The organism is Erwinia tracheiphila, from assembly GCF_021365465.1.
In the GTDB taxonomy this organism is placed as follows: Bacteria; Pseudomonadota; Gammaproteobacteria; order Enterobacterales; family Enterobacteriaceae; genus Erwinia; species Erwinia tracheiphila.
In genome coordinates, this window is sequence record NZ_CP089932.1 from 4751107 (window position 1) to 4768358 (window position 17252).

General features: G+C 52.1%; 7 protein-coding genes, 2 tRNA genes, 3 rRNA genes, 3 pseudogenes and 1 riboswitch. Of the genes and pseudogenes, 2 read left to right on the forward strand and 13 right to left on the reverse strand.

What is annotated here, in order from left to right; translation table 11 throughout:
• Positions 1-458 precede the first annotated feature (458 nt).
• Positions 459-706: riboswitch (Lysine riboswitch) on the forward strand.
• A 95-nt stretch (positions 707-801) separates the two neighbouring features.
• The gene (lysC, locus tag LU633_RS24600; RefSeq protein WP_016191392.1) at positions 802-2157 is read left to right on the forward strand and encodes a lysine-sensitive aspartokinase 3; all 1356 of its coding nucleotides are present in this window, start codon (positions 802-804) and stop codon (positions 2155-2157) included.
• Between the two features lie 648 nt (positions 2158-2805).
• Positions 2806-3723 (forward strand): ketopantoate/pantoate/pantothenate transporter PanS, encoded by a 918-nt coding sequence (gene panS, locus LU633_RS24605; RefSeq protein WP_016191393.1) that lies wholly within the window; start codon positions 2806-2808, stop codon positions 3721-3723.
• A gap of 31 nt (positions 3724-3754) precedes the next feature.
• On the opposite strand, the gene LU633_RS24610 is transcribed toward panS, so the two are convergent.
• From LU633_RS24610 to trkH, 13 genes and pseudogenes are all read right to left on the reverse strand, one after another.
• A complete protein-coding gene (locus LU633_RS24610; protein WP_016191394.1) occupies positions 3755-5380 on the reverse strand; it encodes a Na/Pi cotransporter family protein in 1626 nt (541 codons plus the stop codon).
• Between the two features lie 128 nt (positions 5381-5508).
• Positions 5509-5878 (reverse strand): annotated as a pseudogene (locus LU633_RS24615) (TOBE domain-containing protein); the annotation flags it as partial.
• A gap of 30 nt (positions 5879-5908) precedes the next feature.
• A pseudogene (locus LU633_RS24620) lies at positions 5909-6528 on the reverse strand (alkaline phosphatase family protein); the annotation flags it as partial.
• A gap of 9 nt (positions 6529-6537) precedes the next feature.
• Positions 6538-6783 (reverse strand): annotated as a pseudogene (locus LU633_RS24625) (ABC transporter substrate-binding protein); the annotation flags it as partial.
• Positions 6784-7425: 642 nt separating this feature from the next.
• Entirely contained in the window at positions 7426-8355 is a 930-nt protein-coding gene (metA, locus tag LU633_RS24630) for a homoserine O-acetyltransferase MetA (protein ID WP_016191399.1), read from the reverse strand.
• Positions 8356-9222: 867 nt separating this feature from the next.
• On the reverse strand, positions 9223-9369 hold the full coding sequence (locus LU633_RS24635) for a hypothetical protein (RefSeq protein ID WP_161796987.1): 147 nt from the start codon (positions 9367-9369) through the stop codon (positions 9223-9225).
• Positions 9370-9506: 137 nt separating this feature from the next.
• Positions 9507-9622: ribosomal RNA gene (gene rrf / locus LU633_RS24640) — 5S ribosomal RNA — on the reverse strand.
• Between the two features lie 203 nt (positions 9623-9825).
• A 23S ribosomal RNA gene (locus LU633_RS24645) occupies positions 9826-12728 on the reverse strand.
• A gap of 198 nt (positions 12729-12926) precedes the next feature.
• Positions 12927-13002, reverse strand: a tRNA-Ala gene (locus LU633_RS24650).
• Positions 13003-13144: 142 nt separating this feature from the next.
• Positions 13145-13221: transfer RNA gene (locus LU633_RS24655), tRNA-Ile, on the reverse strand.
• Between the two features lie 72 nt (positions 13222-13293).
• A 16S ribosomal RNA gene (locus LU633_RS24660) occupies positions 13294-14835 on the reverse strand.
• The 16S, 23S and 5S rRNA genes sit together here with 2 tRNA genes alongside, the layout of an rRNA operon.
• Positions 14836-15234: 399 nt before the next feature.
• Positions 15235-15771: a menaquinone-dependent protoporphyrinogen IX dehydrogenase gene (hemG, locus tag LU633_RS24665; protein ID WP_016192287.1), complete on the reverse strand. Its 537-nt coding sequence runs from the start codon at positions 15769-15771 to the stop codon at positions 15235-15237.
• Between the two features lie 19 nt (positions 15772-15790).
• Complete coding sequence (gene trkH, locus LU633_RS24670; RefSeq protein WP_016192288.1) at positions 15791-17242, reverse strand: Trk system potassium transporter TrkH; 1452 nt, start codon at positions 17240-17242, stop codon at positions 15791-15793.
• Positions 17243-17252: the final 10 nt, after the last annotated feature.

The window sequence follows — 17252 nt, forward strand, 5'->3', positions numbered from 1 at the left end:
GCAACAGGTTACAACCATTGTCAGCGTGGAATACCCACGCTGTTTGTCCGGGGTGTTTTATCATTCCGTCTGTAGGGTAATGAGCCGCTTAACGTTTCAGTATGAACACAGTTACCGTCGAAAGGAAAAACTTTATGCCAATGCGGTTTCGGCTTTTTTCCTGGTGCCGAATGATATCCGGGAAGGGGATGGAGGGCATTTTAGCCAGGGCCTACAACAATGGCGCATCACGGGATAAGATCCCCCTTTTTTCTCAAGCGGATAACTCAGTCCTATTTTTCTGACTAATGCTGAATCGTTGAAGCGGTAAAGACAGGCCGGCGCGCTACGCAACGTTTTCTACCTTACGCTAATTGAGCACGCGCGTGGCAATAAAACAGATGTTATCCTCCGTCTGTCATTGACAGTCAGAGCATAAAGGGCTATTCCTAATCGACTTGTTGCGCGTCTTGGATGCGCAAGCCAGAAGAGGCGCGTCGCCCAGGCAGTGTGTTGGAGGAACCGAATCCGCAGAAAGCACATGATGGGGTGCGACGCCGAGGTACAAACCACGCGGGTGGCGAGTATCGACTACAGGGGCTGAATCCCTTGGGTTGTCACCAGGATCGTTCGGCAGTCGAACAATCCATACCTGATTGATAAGCGTTGCGGCTACACGCTGCCGCTATGGTTTATCGGGTTAACAAGGTGGGGCGCTTCTGGGTTACCCGTAGTAAGATTCTTTTCTACGTCTACCCCGTTTCTGCTCTTTCCTTGTGACAAGGCTGAAGTCATCTAACCTGACACGAGGTATGTCAAGACATGTCCCAATCTTCATTAATCGTGGCGAAATTTGGCGGTACCAGCGTTGCCGATTTTGCCGCGATGAATCGCAGTGCTGATGTCGTACTGCGCGATCCCAATGTCCGTCTGGTGGTGCTTTCTGCCTCCGCAGGCGTGACCAATTTGCTGGTTTCCCTGTCTGATAGCAAGGAACACGAACAGCGTGTCCACCTGCTGGATGAGATTCGCCGTATTCAATACGCCATTATTGATCGGTTAGATCAGCCGGCTGTCATCCGTGAAGAAATCGATCACCTGCTGGAAAATATCACCATGCTGTCGGAGGCCGCAGCGCTGGCCACATCTAACGCGCTGACGGACGAACTGGTTAGCCACGGCGAACTGATGTCCAGCCTGCTGTTTGTGGAAGTGCTACGCCAGCGCAAGGTGGCGTCTGGCTGGTTAGACGTCCGCAAGGTTATGCGCACCAGCGACCGTTTTGGCCGTGCAGAACCCGATGTGGCGCTGCTGGCAGAACTGGCTCAGGCACAGTTGACCTCGCGGCTGTCTGAGGAAATTATTGTTACTCAGGGCTTTATCGGTAGTGAGGCAAAAGGCCGCACCACTACATTGGGTCGGGGCGGCAGCGATTACACCGCAGCACTGCTTGGCGAGGCGCTTTATGCCAGCCGGATCGACATCTGGACCGATGTGGCAGGCATTTACACCACCGATCCCCGCGTGGTGCCTGCCGCAAAACGCATTGATGAAATCACCTTTGAAGAAGCGGCCGAGATGGCGACCTTTGGTGCAAAAGTGCTGCACCCGGCCACGCTGTTACCTGCGGTTCGCCGTAACATCCCAGTGTTTGTCGGTTCCAGTAAGGATCCCGCCGCTGGCGGCACCCGTGTCTGTAACCAGATGCAAAATCCCCCACTGTTCAGAGCGCTGGCCCTGCGCCGTAAACAAACGCTGTTGACGCTCCACAGTTTAAATATGCTGCACGCTCGCGGCTTTCTGGTTGAGGTCTTCGCTATTCTGGCTCGTCATAACATATCGGTTGACCTGATTACCACGTCGGAAGTGAGTGTCGCCCTGACGCTGGATACCACCGGGTCAACCTCAACAGGTAAAAGCCTGCTGACTCAGCCCTTGCTCACCGAGCTTTCATCGCTATGTCGGGTAGAAGTGGAAGAGAATCTGGCGCTGATTGCTATTATTGGCAACAATCTTTCCAGGGCATGCGGCGTGGGCAAAGAAGTGTTTGGCGTACTGGAACCGTTTAATCTGCGACTGATTTGTTACGGTGCCAGCAGCTACAATCTTTGCTTCCTGGTACCGGGCAACGATGCCGAACAGGTGGTCCAGACGCTGCACCATAATTTGTTTGAATAAACGCCAATATTGTACTGACCGGGCCTCCTGGCCCGGCTTTTTTATCTGCGCACGACAACCAGAATCTTGCAGCCTGATAATAAGCCCGTTGTTAATACCGAACTATTTTGCAGTCATTGCCGTGTTATTGAGCTGGCGCTCATCCCTGTGATTAACGCTGACAGCCGCACTACAGCACTACCGTCGCGATTATTCAGCCAGTATCGACCGATGAACATGCTGTTGAATGCCGATGATACATGCGTGGCAGACAGCCTGATTTATCGTTCAAGGCCAGAATAAAATAATCTCATGAAGCAGGCTCCGCTTTTCAGCGGCCGCGATGATGCGACTTTTCCTTTATCAGCTTATTTTAATGCTATAATTCAGCGTTGATTTCTCCACCCATCCTGGCAAAATCAGCTATTGATTCAGACGGACTGTCCATTTCGTTTATTGAAAACAAACTGCGCTGATATGGCTCAGTGGGCAAAGTGCTCTCCTGTCTCCCCGCTCCAGTTCCGCATATCGGCCCCATGCAACATGTTATCTTATGCCCGGAAGCCGTGTTAAATGTGCTCCGGCTAATAACGGCTTTACTGGCAGCCTCGCGAATCGACTGGAACGGTACCGTCACAACCAACATCACTTCACACAGGAAACCAGGCCATGTTCGCTATGATTACCCGACTGTTTCCCTTATGGGCCGTGCTTCTTTCTGCCGTTGCTTATTATCAACCCGCTCCCTTCCTGAGCATCGGCCCGTGGGTGACTTATCTGCTGATGCTGATTATGTTTGGCATGGGCGTTACATTGAATATCAATGATTTCAAACGCGTACTGACCCGGCCAGCGCCGATACTTGCAGGAACCTTTCTCCACTATTTAGTGATGCCGCTGGGTGCCTGGGCGCTGGCTACTTTGTTTAATATGCCGGCGGATCTCGCCGCTGGCATGATTCTGGTCGGCAGCGTCGCCAGCGGCACCGCATCAAATATGATGATCTACCTGGCAAAAGGCGATGTGGCCCTTTCGGTGACCATCTCTTCTGTTTCCGCGCTGGTCGGCGTATTCGCCACGCCGCTGTTAACTAAGCTCTATGTCGACACGCATATTCAGGTGGATGTAGTTGGCATGCTGCTCAGTATTGTCAAAATCGTGGTGGTACCCATCAGCGTTGGCCTGATGATTCATCACGCATGCCATGATTGGGTGAAACGCGTAGCACCTTATCTGCCCGCCTTTTCAATGGCCTGTATTCTGCTGATTATCAGCGCGGTGGTGGCGGGAAGCCAGAGCTTCATTGGCTCGGTCGGGCCAATGGTGATTACGGCGGTGATCCTGCACAACGCTACAGGGCTGCTGGGCGGCTACTGGGGTGGCAGGCTGTTTGGCTTTGACGAATCCACCTGTCGGACGCTGGCGCTGGAAGTGGGGATGCAGAACTCGGGCCTAGCGGCTACGCTGGGCAAGCTGTATTTTTCACCGCTGGCGGCACTTCCTGGGGCGTTGTTTTCCGTCTGGCACAATCTTTCCGGTTCGCTGCTGGCCGGTTACTGGTCCGGCAAAACGGTTAACAAAAAATAATGTTTGCTCCCCCGGATAAGGGGGGCCACTTTCACTCTTCGTTCCGCTCGTCGTCCGGCTGTTCAAGCACGCTGTAAGCCACCGCGCAAAACAATGAGTTGAGCCGCTTCATATCACCCAGTAATCCCAGGTGCAACGAGCTGGTCTCAATGCTCTGCACATTGTGTTGATGGAGTCGATCAACATGCTTATGTGAATAACGGCGGTTAAGAATACGAAAGCGATGTTTGGAACGACGCAGGCGTTTGGCCGTGGTGATATCACGCGACAAAAACACTGACAGGCTGAGGCGAAGATTGGCAGAAAGCTGTTCCAGCAGCGCATCCAGCTCTTCTCTACCTTCAGCTGAAAATGCCCGACGGGCCGCCAGCGATTTACCAGCCACATCAACACTCATCCGCTCCATAATATCGCCTGCCATCTCAAGGTTGAGTGCCATTTCGATAACCTCCGCCCAGCGGCGGGAATCCTCTTCCGGCAGGTCTTCTTTGGGCATTTGCGCCAGATAGAGTTTAATCGCGGTGTACAGCACGTCCACATCATCGTCCAGCTTACGAATTTCCCGCTCCTGACGAACTTCACCGTGAACCACTTTGCCAAATGCGGTCAGAATCTGCTCCAGCACGTCACCAATACGTAACGTCTCACGCGAAGCATTAACCAGCGCCAGCGCAGGCGTGTCCAGTGCGCTGGGGTCAAGATGGCGAGGTTTCAGCCGCTGGTCGGTTTCTGGTTCTTGCTGAATCAGTTTGCAGCACAGCGTCGCCATTGGACCGGTAAAAGGCACCATCATCAGACAGCGAATCAGGTTATAGAAAACATGGAAGAATATGACCAGCTCTTCCTCGTTAACCGGTAATTTATGCAGGATATCCGACAGCGGGTCGATAAAAGGCAGCACGATAAGCGAACCAATGAACTTAAACAGCAGGCTGCCAAGCGCGACCCGCTTACCTGCTGCATTCGAGGCGCTGTTATTGAGCATAGCCAGCAGCCCGCTGCCGAGGTTAGCGCCAATCACCAGGCACAATGCCACTTTAAAGGAGATAACGCCGGTTGCTGTAAGCGTTGCCGTCAACAGCACCGCCGCAAGGCTTGAATAGCTGATAATCGCAAAAACCGCGCCCAGTAGCGCATCCAGCATGACATCGCCCGTCAGCGAGGAGAACAGCACTTTGACCCCGGCTGCCTGGGTGACAGGCGCGGCTGCCGCAACGATTAACTGCAACGCCAGCAGGATCAGTCCAAGCCCAATACTGGTTCTGCCCAACTGACCGGCATGAGTTTGCTTGCGGCCCAGGAAAAAGACGACGCCAAAGAAAATAAATAGCGGAGACAGCCAGGAAAGATCAAACGTCAGCAGGCGCGCCATTAGCGCGGTACCCACATCCGCGCCCAGGATAATCACCAGCGCTGGCGTAAGCCCGACCAGCTCCTGAGCAACAAACGAGGTGACCAACAAGGTAGTAGCATTACTGCTTTGCACCAGAGCGGTCACGCCAATTCCGGCGACAAAAGCCATCGGCTTTTTAGCCACGCTGCGGCTCAACACACGCCGCAAATCAGCGCCGTAAACCCGCATGATTCCGGTTCGCACGATGTGCGATCCCCAGACCAGCAGTGCTACGGCGGAAAGAAGATTTAGCAGGGTTAACACTGATATCGACCTCACCTCTTTTTTGCGAAATGTAACAGGGCCAGCGGTAACACAATGCTCGCTGGCTCTGTTAAGTTTAGTCGATAAGCTGAAAAAATGTTTTTAATCAGCGTGATAGTTCTCAATTATCAGGCAACTTCACGCAGCGTTAATGTATTTAACAACTGGCCAACCTGGTATCCTGCGGGGGTGCAGATCGTCCGGGGAACGGTTCAGCACATCAACCAGCAGCTCAACATCCATCGCCCGGACACGATACCGGATAACGTTACCCAGCAGGCTGTAACTGAGAATTTCCGCCTTGATTCCCTGATCCGCCCGACAAAAGGTGACGGATTCAGGACGCAGTGCAACCTGCCCGGTGAAGCTTTTACCGGTAAGGCGATACGCCTGCTCCACTGTCAGCAAATTGTAATTGCCGATAAATCAGGCGGCGAACAAATCGACAGGCTGGGTATAGAGCGACTCCGCGTTGCCGTTTCGAAAAATTTTCCCTTTTTCATCAGCACGATAGGCTCGGAAGGCGATGTTTCGATCATCGTTCATACCGTGATCGGCCGTCACCATGGCCTGATAGCCGCTTCCGTCAGCCATTCCGGCATCCAGTGCGAAAGATAACCATCGGCTATACGTGCGCGATTGCGGTGCGGTGGACAGGCCAAATTTATGGCCGGTATTATCAATATTCATGGAGTGGATCGACAGGAAATGCGGATCGACCCGCAGGCGCAAACTTTCAGCATCTTCAAAAAGATGTGATTCCGGGTAGCCGCCGTCATGATAAAAATGGCCGTACTGAATCGGCAGCTCCGTGTCTGCCGTATGACGGTCGCGTACGAGCTGCCAGGAGAGCGATTATACAACTCGCTAACCCAGTGCTATGCAGCGGCGGCGGTCAGCCCACAGGCGGGCGCGTAATGAAAAATACTGCGCTCTTTGCTCAGGCGGCTGACACCGTTGTGAATGTATGTTGATCGGCGTCACGCCGGTCAACATACATTCATACAAGAGGCGGGAAAGCGAGGGAAGCTCACACGTCATCTGGTAGAACTGTTCCTTTCCCTGTGCACATTCCGTCTGTAAATAACCCATCACATGTCGCGCCCGCTGTCACTCAGGCCATCCAGCACCACCAGAATCGTTTTCATCACCCGTCCTTATTGTTTCATGTTGATAATCACGTTTTCCTGCCACAGACGAGGCAGCATTTTGCTGGCTTTATCCCACGTCTGGGTATCCGCTATCGGATTGGCATTTTTGTACTCAGCGTTCGGCAACAGTTTGGCCTGAACATCGGCGGGCAGGGTCAGCTGTTCAGCACGGATTAGGCAGGCATAGCCACGGACAAGGTTGATCTGACCGGCATCGGAAAAGATATATTCACACGCCAGTTTAGCGGCGTTAACGCTGTCTTTTCGCTGTGCGGTCAGTAGCAACCTGTGGCGATGAGCCTTTCCTGCTTTAATTTAGCCATGCTATGCGCTTATCAGGTACTAAATAGCCGCGTCTAATATCGCTACACTTGCCATTTATTGACGTGTGACAACTACGCAACAGCAACAGCGCCACTTAGAAGAGGTAACAGCACCAATTTCTTTTCCCACAAAGACCTACAAAAAGCGCAGCACTATTCCACGCAGCTATTTAGTCATGCCAATAAGCAAGTGCCGGGAAAAGCCTGGCGCTTCTGTCTCTGATCCCACGTTGATCATTTAATCTCAGCCCCGGCAGGCAGAGAATACCCACGGGATGTTCTCTGGTGGTTTCAAGGATTTTACGGGTGAGCATCAAAGATTTCATCGTTATAAGCGTGCAATAGCACGCTTATAATCTGTTTGGCGATGACGTGCGCATTAGTTTTTAGCCGTAATCATCCCGGCGTTTTACCAGATTTAATTAAAGGCTCTGAATAGGTTACGCGCTGTTGCATCATCACCGTACTTTTACAAAACAAATTTACAGGGAGATATTTTCAGACGACGAGAAAAATGACCAGCCAACCTTCAACCAGTCCGTTTTAACAGTACACATCATAGAAACGTCTGCTACTCAAGGGTTGGGTTCATATGTCGCAAGTCATAAGGGGTGATCTGATAAACGTAATAGTTTAACCAGTTAGAAAACAGCAGATTGCCATGGCTACGCCAGCTGGCTCGTGGCGACAGAGCAGGGTTGTCCTGGGGAAAATAGTTATGAGGGACCTCAGGATTCAGACCAGCGTCGCTGTCACGGTGGTACTCTCCGGCAAGCGTGAGTGCGTCGTATTCAGGGTGACCGGTAACAAATGCCAGCCGCTTATCCTTACTGGCGAATAAGTAGGCTCCCGTTTGTTCTGATTCAGCAAAGATATCCAGATCGGTGTAATCCCGTATCAGCCTAGCGGGAAAATCAGCATAGCGTGAATGTGGTGCCAGGAAGCTGTCATCAAAACCGCGGGTCAATAAAGCATGAGGATGTAGGATCTGATGCTGGTACACACCTGATAGTTTTTTTTCTCGCGTTTGCTTGGGTATGCCATAAAGAATATTTAACGCTGCCTGTACCGCCCAACAGACAAACAATGTGGAAGTAACATGCTCTTTCGCCCAGTGTAATACGCGCTGGATCTGCGGCCAGTAAGCCACATCATTAAACTCAATCAGCCCTAGCGGTGCACCAGTTACAATCAGTCCGTCATAATTATCATGCTGAATATCTTCGAAGTTACAGTAGAAGTTATTCAGATGATCCATTGGCGTATTACGTGATTCACGACTGTCTATGCGTAACAGTTGGATATCGATTTGCAGGGGAGAATAGGACAGCAGACGCAGGAACTGATTTTCTGTCTCAATCTTTTTTGGCATCAGATTCAGCACCAGCACTTTCAACGGGCGAATCTCCTGGACACTGGCACGTGAAGATGTCATCACAAAGACATTCTCGTTGCGCAGGAAATTCACTGCTGGCAATTCATCGGGTACCCTGATTGGCATAACCTGTTCCTCAATTCACCATTTAAACGTTTAGACATCCAGACAGCCAAAGATAGCGCGGGCTTCCAGGAATGTCGAGATGCGATCCAGTAGTTGAAAATGTTTCATCTTTGATCGTCAGCTAATAAAAATAGTCGGGTAAATTCTCTTTCTGACTGCGCACAAACGCTGGGCGATTGTAGATTTTCTTCAGTGATTAATTACCGCGGTTTTTATTTCCATCAGCAATCAGAGTTGGTGTTAAACGCATGATTGATATCGAGTTATAAAATCTACGTAACAGACATAAATAGAGAGTTCTTCTCATATATCTATTCAAAAATACTGAGTTTATTAGAAAAGCAGATAGCCAGAAGCACCTACAGAAAACGTTTCAACGGCCATCGCCATGATGCCGCTTCTGTACATATACGACGTGCTACCGGATGACACCGCCGCGCTCGCGCAGGCTTTGATGCACGCCATTCATTCGCCCGGCAGGCGTACGCAGGCGCATCCAAGAAGAACTTCATATTCTGTGCCCCTGCATCCCGCCGGAGAATTTTTCTTCAGGATGGCGGAACGGACGGAGATCGAATTCGTGCCTCCCGCGTGACAGGCAGGCGCAGGTAAAAAGCCTGCCTGTCACACATCTTCATACCGCAGGAAGACGTATCCACAGTGGCGCTTCCATGCTTCTGCATCAGGTCCGCTCACGGCCGCTAAGGCGCTTCTGAATGCCGGTCTGGCAGGGCAGCTGGAGCGCTTTCTGGCCCGCGGAGGCCGCAGGGTGAAGCTGTTTCTTGAACAGGCCGGCGGCCACGCCGTGTCCTTCGACGGAAGCACCGGCGCTTTTATGAACATCAACGGCCCTGACAACCTGTCGCCTTAACCGCCACGCGTCGCAGCACCGGCAGGGACACCGCTCCCCGTGCGGTCATCAGGACGGGAGAAAGCGACCACAACAATCTGTTCTGCCCTGACATCAAGGCCAAAGGTGTTAAAAGGTGTTAAGGAAGGGGACTGGCTGAACATCTGACGGCCTTAAGGAAGGTAAAGGTAACTGCACAGTCTAACCGATTAACCGGGTCACGCAGCTTTTTTTCCGGCTTTTTTTTCCAGCTATAGACGCAAAAACCCCCGGCCACTGGCCGGGGGTCCGCTTGTATGATGCCCGGCAGTTCCCTACTCTCGCATGGGGAGACCCCACACTACCATCGGCGCTACGGCGTTTCACTTCTGAGTTCGGCATGGAGTCAGGTGGGACCACCGCGCTAAAGCCGCCAGGCAAATTCTTTGTGCCCTGTCCCGTGCCTTTTGTGCTGATATCGCCTCGCTCAGTCACATACCCATGTATGCTCCTTACCGCCCTCTCAGCGCAAAATCCTTCGGAATCATCTCCGCAGAACAGTGCTAAATTCTTCTGTCCGTCACAAGCTGAATACCGATCGTGTCGTCTCTCAACACTCACCAGAACGCCTCTGGCGTTGTAAGGTTAAGCCTCACGGGTCATTAGTACCGGTCAGCTCAACGCATCGCTGCGCTTACACATCCGGCCTATCAACGTCGTCGTCTTCAACGTCCCTTAAGGTGGCTTTAAGCCACAGGGAGAACTCATCTCGGGGCAAGTTTCGCGCTTAGATGCTTTCAGCGCTTATCTTTTCCGCACTTAGCTACCGGGCTGTGCCACTGGCGTGACAACCCGAACACCAGCGGTGCGTTCACTCCGGTCCTCTCGTACTGGGAGCAAACCCCCTCAATTCTCCAGCGCCCACGGCAGATAGGGACCGAACTGTCTCACGACGTTCTAAACCCAGCTCGCGTACCACTTTAAACGGCGAACAGCCGTACCCTTGGGACCTGCTTCAGCCCCAGGATGTGATGAGCCGACATCGAGGTGCCAAACACCGCCGTCGATATGAACTCTTGGGCGGTATCAGCCTGTTATCCCCGGAGTACCTTTTATCCGTTGAGCGATGGCCCTTCCATTCAGAACCACCGGATCACTATGACCTGCTTTCGCATCTGCTCGCGCCGTCACGCTCGCAGTCAGGCTGGCTTATGCCATTGCACTAACCTCCTGATGTCCGACCAGGATTAGCCAACCTTCGTGCTCCTCCGTTACGCTTTGGGAGGAGACCGCCCCAGTCAAACTACCCACCAGACACTGTCCCCGCGCCGGATCACGGCGCAAGGTTAGAACACCAAACGTTAAAGGGTGGTATTTCAAGGATGGCTCCACACGAACTGGCGTCCGCGCTTCAAAGCCTCCCACCTATCCTGCACATCAAGGCTCAGTGTTCAGTGTCAAGCTGTAGTAAAGGTTCACGGGGTCTTTCCGTCTTGCCGCGGGTACACTGCATCTTCACAGCGAGTTCAATTTCACTGAGTCCCGGGTGGAGACAGCCTGGCCATCATTACGCCATTCGTGCAGGTCGGAACTTACCCGACAAGGAATTTCGCTACCTTAGGACCGTTATAGTTACGGCCGCCGTTTACCGGGGCTTCGATCAGGAGCTTCGCGTTGCCGCTAACCCCATCAATTAACCTTCCGGCACCGGGCAGGCGTCACACCGTATACGTCCACTTTCGTGTTTGCACAGTGCTGTGTTTTTAATAAACAGTTGCAGCCAGCTGGTATCTTCGACTGGCTTCAGCTCCGGGAGCACGTCCCTTCACCTACGCGCCAGCGTGCCTTCTCCCGAAGTTACGGCACCATTTTGCCTAGTTCCTTCACCCGGGTTCTCTCAAGCGCCTTGGTATTCTCTACCTGACCACCTGTGTCGGTTTCGGGTACGATTCTCTGTTGCCTGATGCTTAGAGGCTTTTCCTGGAAGCAGGGCATTTGTCACTTCAGCACCGTGGTGCCTCGTCATCACGCCTCAGCCTTGATTTTCCGGATTTGCCTGGAAAAACAGCCTACACGCTTAAACCGGGACAACCGTCGCCCGGATGACATAGCCTTCTCCGTCCCCCCTTCGCAGCAACACCGAGTACGGGAATATTAACCCGTTTCCCATCGACTACGCCTTTCGGCCTCGCCTTAGGGGTCGACTCACCCTGCCCCGATTAACGTTGGACAGGAACCCTTGGTCTTCCGGCGAGCGGGCTTTTCACCCGCTTTATCGTTACTTATGTCAGCATTCGCACTTCTGATACCTCCAGCATGCCTCACAGCACACCTTCCACGGCTTACAGAACGCTCCCCTACCCAACAACGCTTACGCGCCGCTGCCGCAGCTTCGGTGCATGGTTTAGCCCCGTTACATCTTCCGCGCAGGCCGACTCGACCAGTGAGCTATTACGCTTTCTTTAAATGATGGCTGCTTCTAAGCCAACATCCTGGCTGTCTGGGCCTTCCCACATCGTTTCCCACTTAACCATGACTTTGGGACCTTAGCTGGCGGTCTGGGTTGTTTCCCTCTTCACGACGGACGTTAGCACCCGCCGTGTGTCTCCCGTGATAACATTCTGCGGTATTCGGAGTTTGCATCGGATCGGTAAGCCGGGATGGCCCCCTGGCCGAAACAGTGCTCTACCCCCGCAGATGACTTCACGAGGCGCTACCTAAATAGCTTTCGGGGAGAACCAGCTATCTCCCGGTTTGATTGGCCTTTCACCCCCAGCCACAGGTCATCCGCTAATTTTTCAACATTAGTCGGTTCGGTCCTCCAGTTAGTGTTACCCAACCTTCAACCTGCCCATGGCTAGATCACCGGGTTTCGGGTCTGTACCCTGCAACTTAACGCCCAGTTAAGACTCGGTTTCCCTGCGGCTCCCCTATTCGGTTAACCTTGCTACAGAATACAAGTCGCTGACCCATTATACAAAAGGTACGCAGTCACACCACGAAGGTGCTCCCACTGCTTGTACGTACACGGTTTCAGGTTCTGTTTCACTCCCCTCGCCGGGGTTCTTTTCGCCTTTCCCTCACGGTACTGGTTCACTATCGGTCAGTCAGGAGTATTTAGCCTTGGAGGATGGTCCCCCCATATTCAGACAGGATAACACGTGTCCCGCCCTACTCTTCGAACTCACAGCATGTGCACCTTCGTGTACGGGAGTATCACCCTGTACCCTGCGACTTTCCAGACGCTTCCACTGATGCACAAGCTGATGATGGTTCCGGGCTCCTCCCCGTTCGCTCGCCGCTACTGGGGGAATCTCGGTTGATTTCTTTTCCTCGGGGTACTGAGATGTTTCAGTTCCCCCGGTTCGCCTTGCAGCACTATGTATTCATGCTGCAATGATGCACAAGTGCACCGGGTTTCCCCATTCGGGTATCGTCGGGTATCGCGGTTCATATCACCTTACCGACGCTTATCGCAGATTAGCACGCCCTTCATCGCCTCTGACTGCCAGGGCATCCACCGTGTACGCTTCGTCACTTAACCTCACAACCCACAGGCGTCCACAGGACGCATGCCGTTGCAGGCATTGAGAGACCGTACATGTCATCACGCCATTCCTGTTACCCAGAATGACAACAACATGTCGTTTCAATTTTCAGCTTGTTCCGGATTGTTAAAGAGCATAATACTTCACAGCATACCCTTACCGGCACGCTCTGAAGTATTTTTCGTCAGACTGCATGGTGGAGCTAAGCGGGATCGAACCGCTGACCTCCTGCGTGCAAGGCAGGCGCTCTCCCAGCTGAGCTATAGCCCCATACAGTCACTGCAGAGACCACTGTTACCACTCAACCGAGTACACTTCTTAAGAAATGCAATTCGTTCTCAGACAGGCTATGTTTCCGCGAAGCATAGTGAACTATGCGAGCCTGAGACATAACGCAGCCTGAGTGCGAATTTGGTAGGCCTGAGTGGACTTGAACCACCGACCTCACCCTTATCAGGGGTGCGCTCTAACCACCTGAGCTACAAGCCTGGAGAGGTTTTCTGCTCGTTACTTTTCTATCAGACAATCTGTGTGAGCACTGCGCATGAAGCTATCTTATGCTAAGGAGGTGATCCAACCGCAGGTTCCCCTACGGTTACCTTGTTACGACTTCACCCCAGTCATGAATCACAAAGTGGTAAGCGCCCTCCCGAAGGTTAAGCTACCTACTTCTTTTGCAACCCACTCCCATGGTGTGACGGGCGGTGTGTACAAGGCCCGGGAACGTATTCACCGTGGCATTCTGATCCACGATTACTAGCGATTCCGACTTCACGGAGTCGAGTTGCAGACTCCGATCCGGACTACGACGCACTTTATGAGGTCCGCATGCTCTCGCGAGGTCGCTTCTCTTTGTATGCGCCATTGTAGCACGTGTGTAGCCCTGGCCGTAAGGGCCATGATGACTTGACGTCATCCCCACCTTCCTCCGGTTTATCACCGGCAGTCTCCTTTGAGTTCCCGACCAAATCGCTGGCAACAAAGGATAAGGGTTGCGCTCGTTGCGGGACTTAACCCAACATTTCACAACACGAGCTGACGACAGCCATGCAGCACCTGTCTCACAGCTCCCGAAGGCACCAAAGCATCTCTGCTAAGTTCTGTGGATGTCAAGGCCAGGTAAGGTTCTTCGCGTTGCATCGAATTAAACCACATGCTCCACCGCTTGTGCGGGCCCCCGTCAATTCATTTGAGTTTTAACCTTGCGGCCGTACTCCCCAGGCGGTCGATTTAACGCGTTAGCTACGGAAGCCACACCTCAAGGGCACAACCTCCAAATCGACATCGTTTACAGCGTGGACTACCAGGGTATCTAATCCTGTTTGCTCCCCACGCTTTCGCACATGAGCGTCAGTCTTTGTCCAGGGGGCCGCCTTCGCCACCGGTATTCCTCCAGATCTCTACGCATTTCACCGCTACACCTGGAATTCCACCCCCCTCTACAAGACTCCAGCCTGCCAGTTTCAAATGCAGTTCCCAGGTTAAGCCCGGGGATTTCACATCTGACTTAACAGACCGCCTGCGTGCGCTTTACGCCCAGTAATTCCGATTAACGCTTGCACCCTCCGTATTACCGCGGCTGCTGGCACGGAGTTAGCCGGTGCTTCTTCTGCGGGTAACGTCAATGCCGCTGGTTATTAACCAGCGTCCCTTCCTCCCCGCTGAAAGTACTTTACAACCCGAAGGCCTTCTTCATACACGCGGCATGGCTGCATCAGGCTTGCGCCCATTGTGCAATATTCCCCACTGCTGCCTCCCGTAGGAGTCTGGACCGTGTCTCAGTTCCAGTGTGGCTGGTCATCCTCTCAGACCAGCTAGGGATCGTCGCCCAGGTAGGCCGTTACCCTACCTGCCAGCTAATCCCATCTGGGCACATCCGATGGCAAGAGGCCATAAGGTCCCCCTCTTTGCTCTTGCGAGATTATGCGGTATTAGCCACCGTTTCCAGTGGTTATCCCCCGCCATCAGGCAGTTTCCCAGACATTACTCACCCGTCCGCCACTCGTCACCCAAAGAGCACGCTCTTCTGTGCTACCGTTCGACTTGCATGTGTTAGGCCTGCCGCCAGCGTTCAATCTGAGCCATGATCAAACTCTTCAATTTAAAGTTTGATTTGCTTCAACTCGTGAAGCAGTGCTCAAGGAAAACGTCGTAATGAATTACGTGTTCACTCTTAAGACTTGATATTTTTGCATCCGAAGATGCCGATATCTATCCTGCGAGTGCCCACACAGATTGTCTGATAAATTGTTAAAGAGCGGTGCGGTCAGTGCTTTCGCTTCCTGCCGCGAGGTCGCGTATACTACGCTTTCCTCCTTCAGAGTCAACCACTTTTACGCAGCTTTTCTCCGGCGGTTCAGCTCGCTGAACCTCTCAACACGGCGGCATCGAAGCCGTTGTTCCGTGTCAGTGGTGGCGCATTATAGGGAGTTTGTGCGCCCTGACAAGGGGTTATTGAAAATAAATTTCTGAGAGCCTCATTTTTCAACAAAACGTATTTTTTTACTGCATGTTGAGTGAAATAACAGCAAATTCATGTGCAAAACGTCTCACCTGCTGCCAATCTGTGTAATCAACTTCTTTTGTCGTATCCGTTTCCCCGCCAGTAATGCGCATAATTAACTGAATCATTATGCGATCAAAAAAACTATAGCGCGGGTAACGAAGTGCCCCTGCAAATACCGCACAGCAGTCGGGCTGCCAGGGTGATTTCAACAGAAATTTGCGCGTATAAGCATTTGTTTGCGGCGTTCGTTTTTCAGGTTTGCGGGCGGTGAGATTAACTGAGAAAAAACCGGAGGGCCTGTGCTGCAATTCCGTAGTGTGCCTTTTCACAAACGCCATTAATGTGGGGTGAAAGTGACCATAACGAATTGAAGCCCCGATTAACACGCGATCATATTTACTCCAGTCAAGATTCTTTGCGTACAATATATCGAGAATGTCGCACTCCTGCTGCTCTTTAAGCTGGCTGGCGATAAAAGAGACAATCTCGCGGGTTTGACCATCGCGACTGGAAAACAGAATTAACGCTTTCATAATAAGCACTCAATTTAAATTATTCACGCCAGAAAGTGGGCGTAAACAGGACTAACAGCGTAAAGACCTCTAGACGGCCAAAAAGCATTGTCAGAATTAAAATCCATTTCGCCGTGTCATTCATGGTAGTGAAATTATCCGCAACCACTCCAAGGCCCGGCCCCAGATTATTCAGTGTTGCCGCCACAGCAGCGAAGGCAGAGAAGTCATCAATACCCGTGGCAATGATAGCTAACATACTTAACAGAAATACCAGAGCATATGCTGAGAAAAACCCCCACACCGCTTCGAGTATTCGTTCAGGTAATGCACGTTGCCCCAGCTTGATGGTGTAGACCGCATTAGGGTGAACCAACCGTTTCAATTCACGATTACCTTGCTTAAATAACAGCAGAATGCGGATCACCTTTAACCCGCCACCAGTCGAACCGGCACAGCCGCCAATAAAAGCAGAGCAGAGGAGCAGTACGGGCAGAAACAGTGGCCAGCGTGCAATACTGTCAGTGGTAAATCCTGCGGTTGTGGCCATCGATACCACCTGGAAAAAAGCCTGGTTCAACGTCTGCAGCTCACTACTGTAAACATTATGGAACCACAACACAACAGTACAGATAATCACCAACGTAAACTGCACGCCGATAAACATACGAAACTCTGGGTCGCGCCAGTAGACACGCAGACTGCGGCCACTCAGCAATGAAAAATGAAGACCATAATTACAGCCTGAAATGAGGAGAAAAATAGCGATGATAGTATTAATAGTCGAGCTGTTAAAATAGCCAATACTCGCGTCATGAGTGGAAAATCCCCCAATGGCGATAGTCGAAAAACTGTGCCCGATGGCATCAAACAAAGGCATACCCGCTAACCACAGCGCCAGTGCGCATACCACCGTCAGTAGAACATAGATTAGCCAGAGCGTTTTCGCCGTTTCCGCAATGCGCGGCCGCATTTTATTGTCTTTAAGCGGCCCCGGCATTTCAGCCCGATACAACTGCATCCCCCCCACGCCGAGAAGGGGGAGTATTGCCACCGCCAGCACGATGATCCCCATCCCCCCCAGCCATTGCAGCATTTGTCGGTAAAATAAAATCGCTTTTGGTAATACATCCAGCCCAATCAGGGTCGTTGCTCCTGTGGTTGTCAGACCTGAAAAAGACTCAAAGAATGCATCGGTGATCGACAGATTGGGATGCTCGGCGAAAATAAAAGGCATTGCACCAACGCTGCCCAATACCGTCCAGAAAAGTACAACAATAAGAAAACATTCCCGGGGCTTCAGATCGCGTTTCTGTCTACGATTTGGCCACCACAGTATCGCGCCAATCAGAAGCGCCATAAAAAACGTTTGGGTAAAGGCACGTCCGGCACCGTCACGATAGATTAATGCCACCAGCCCCGGAACAATCATCGTTCCAGAAAACAAAATGACCAGTGAACCCACGATGCGCGTAATAGCACGAAAATGCATGCTGCCTTTC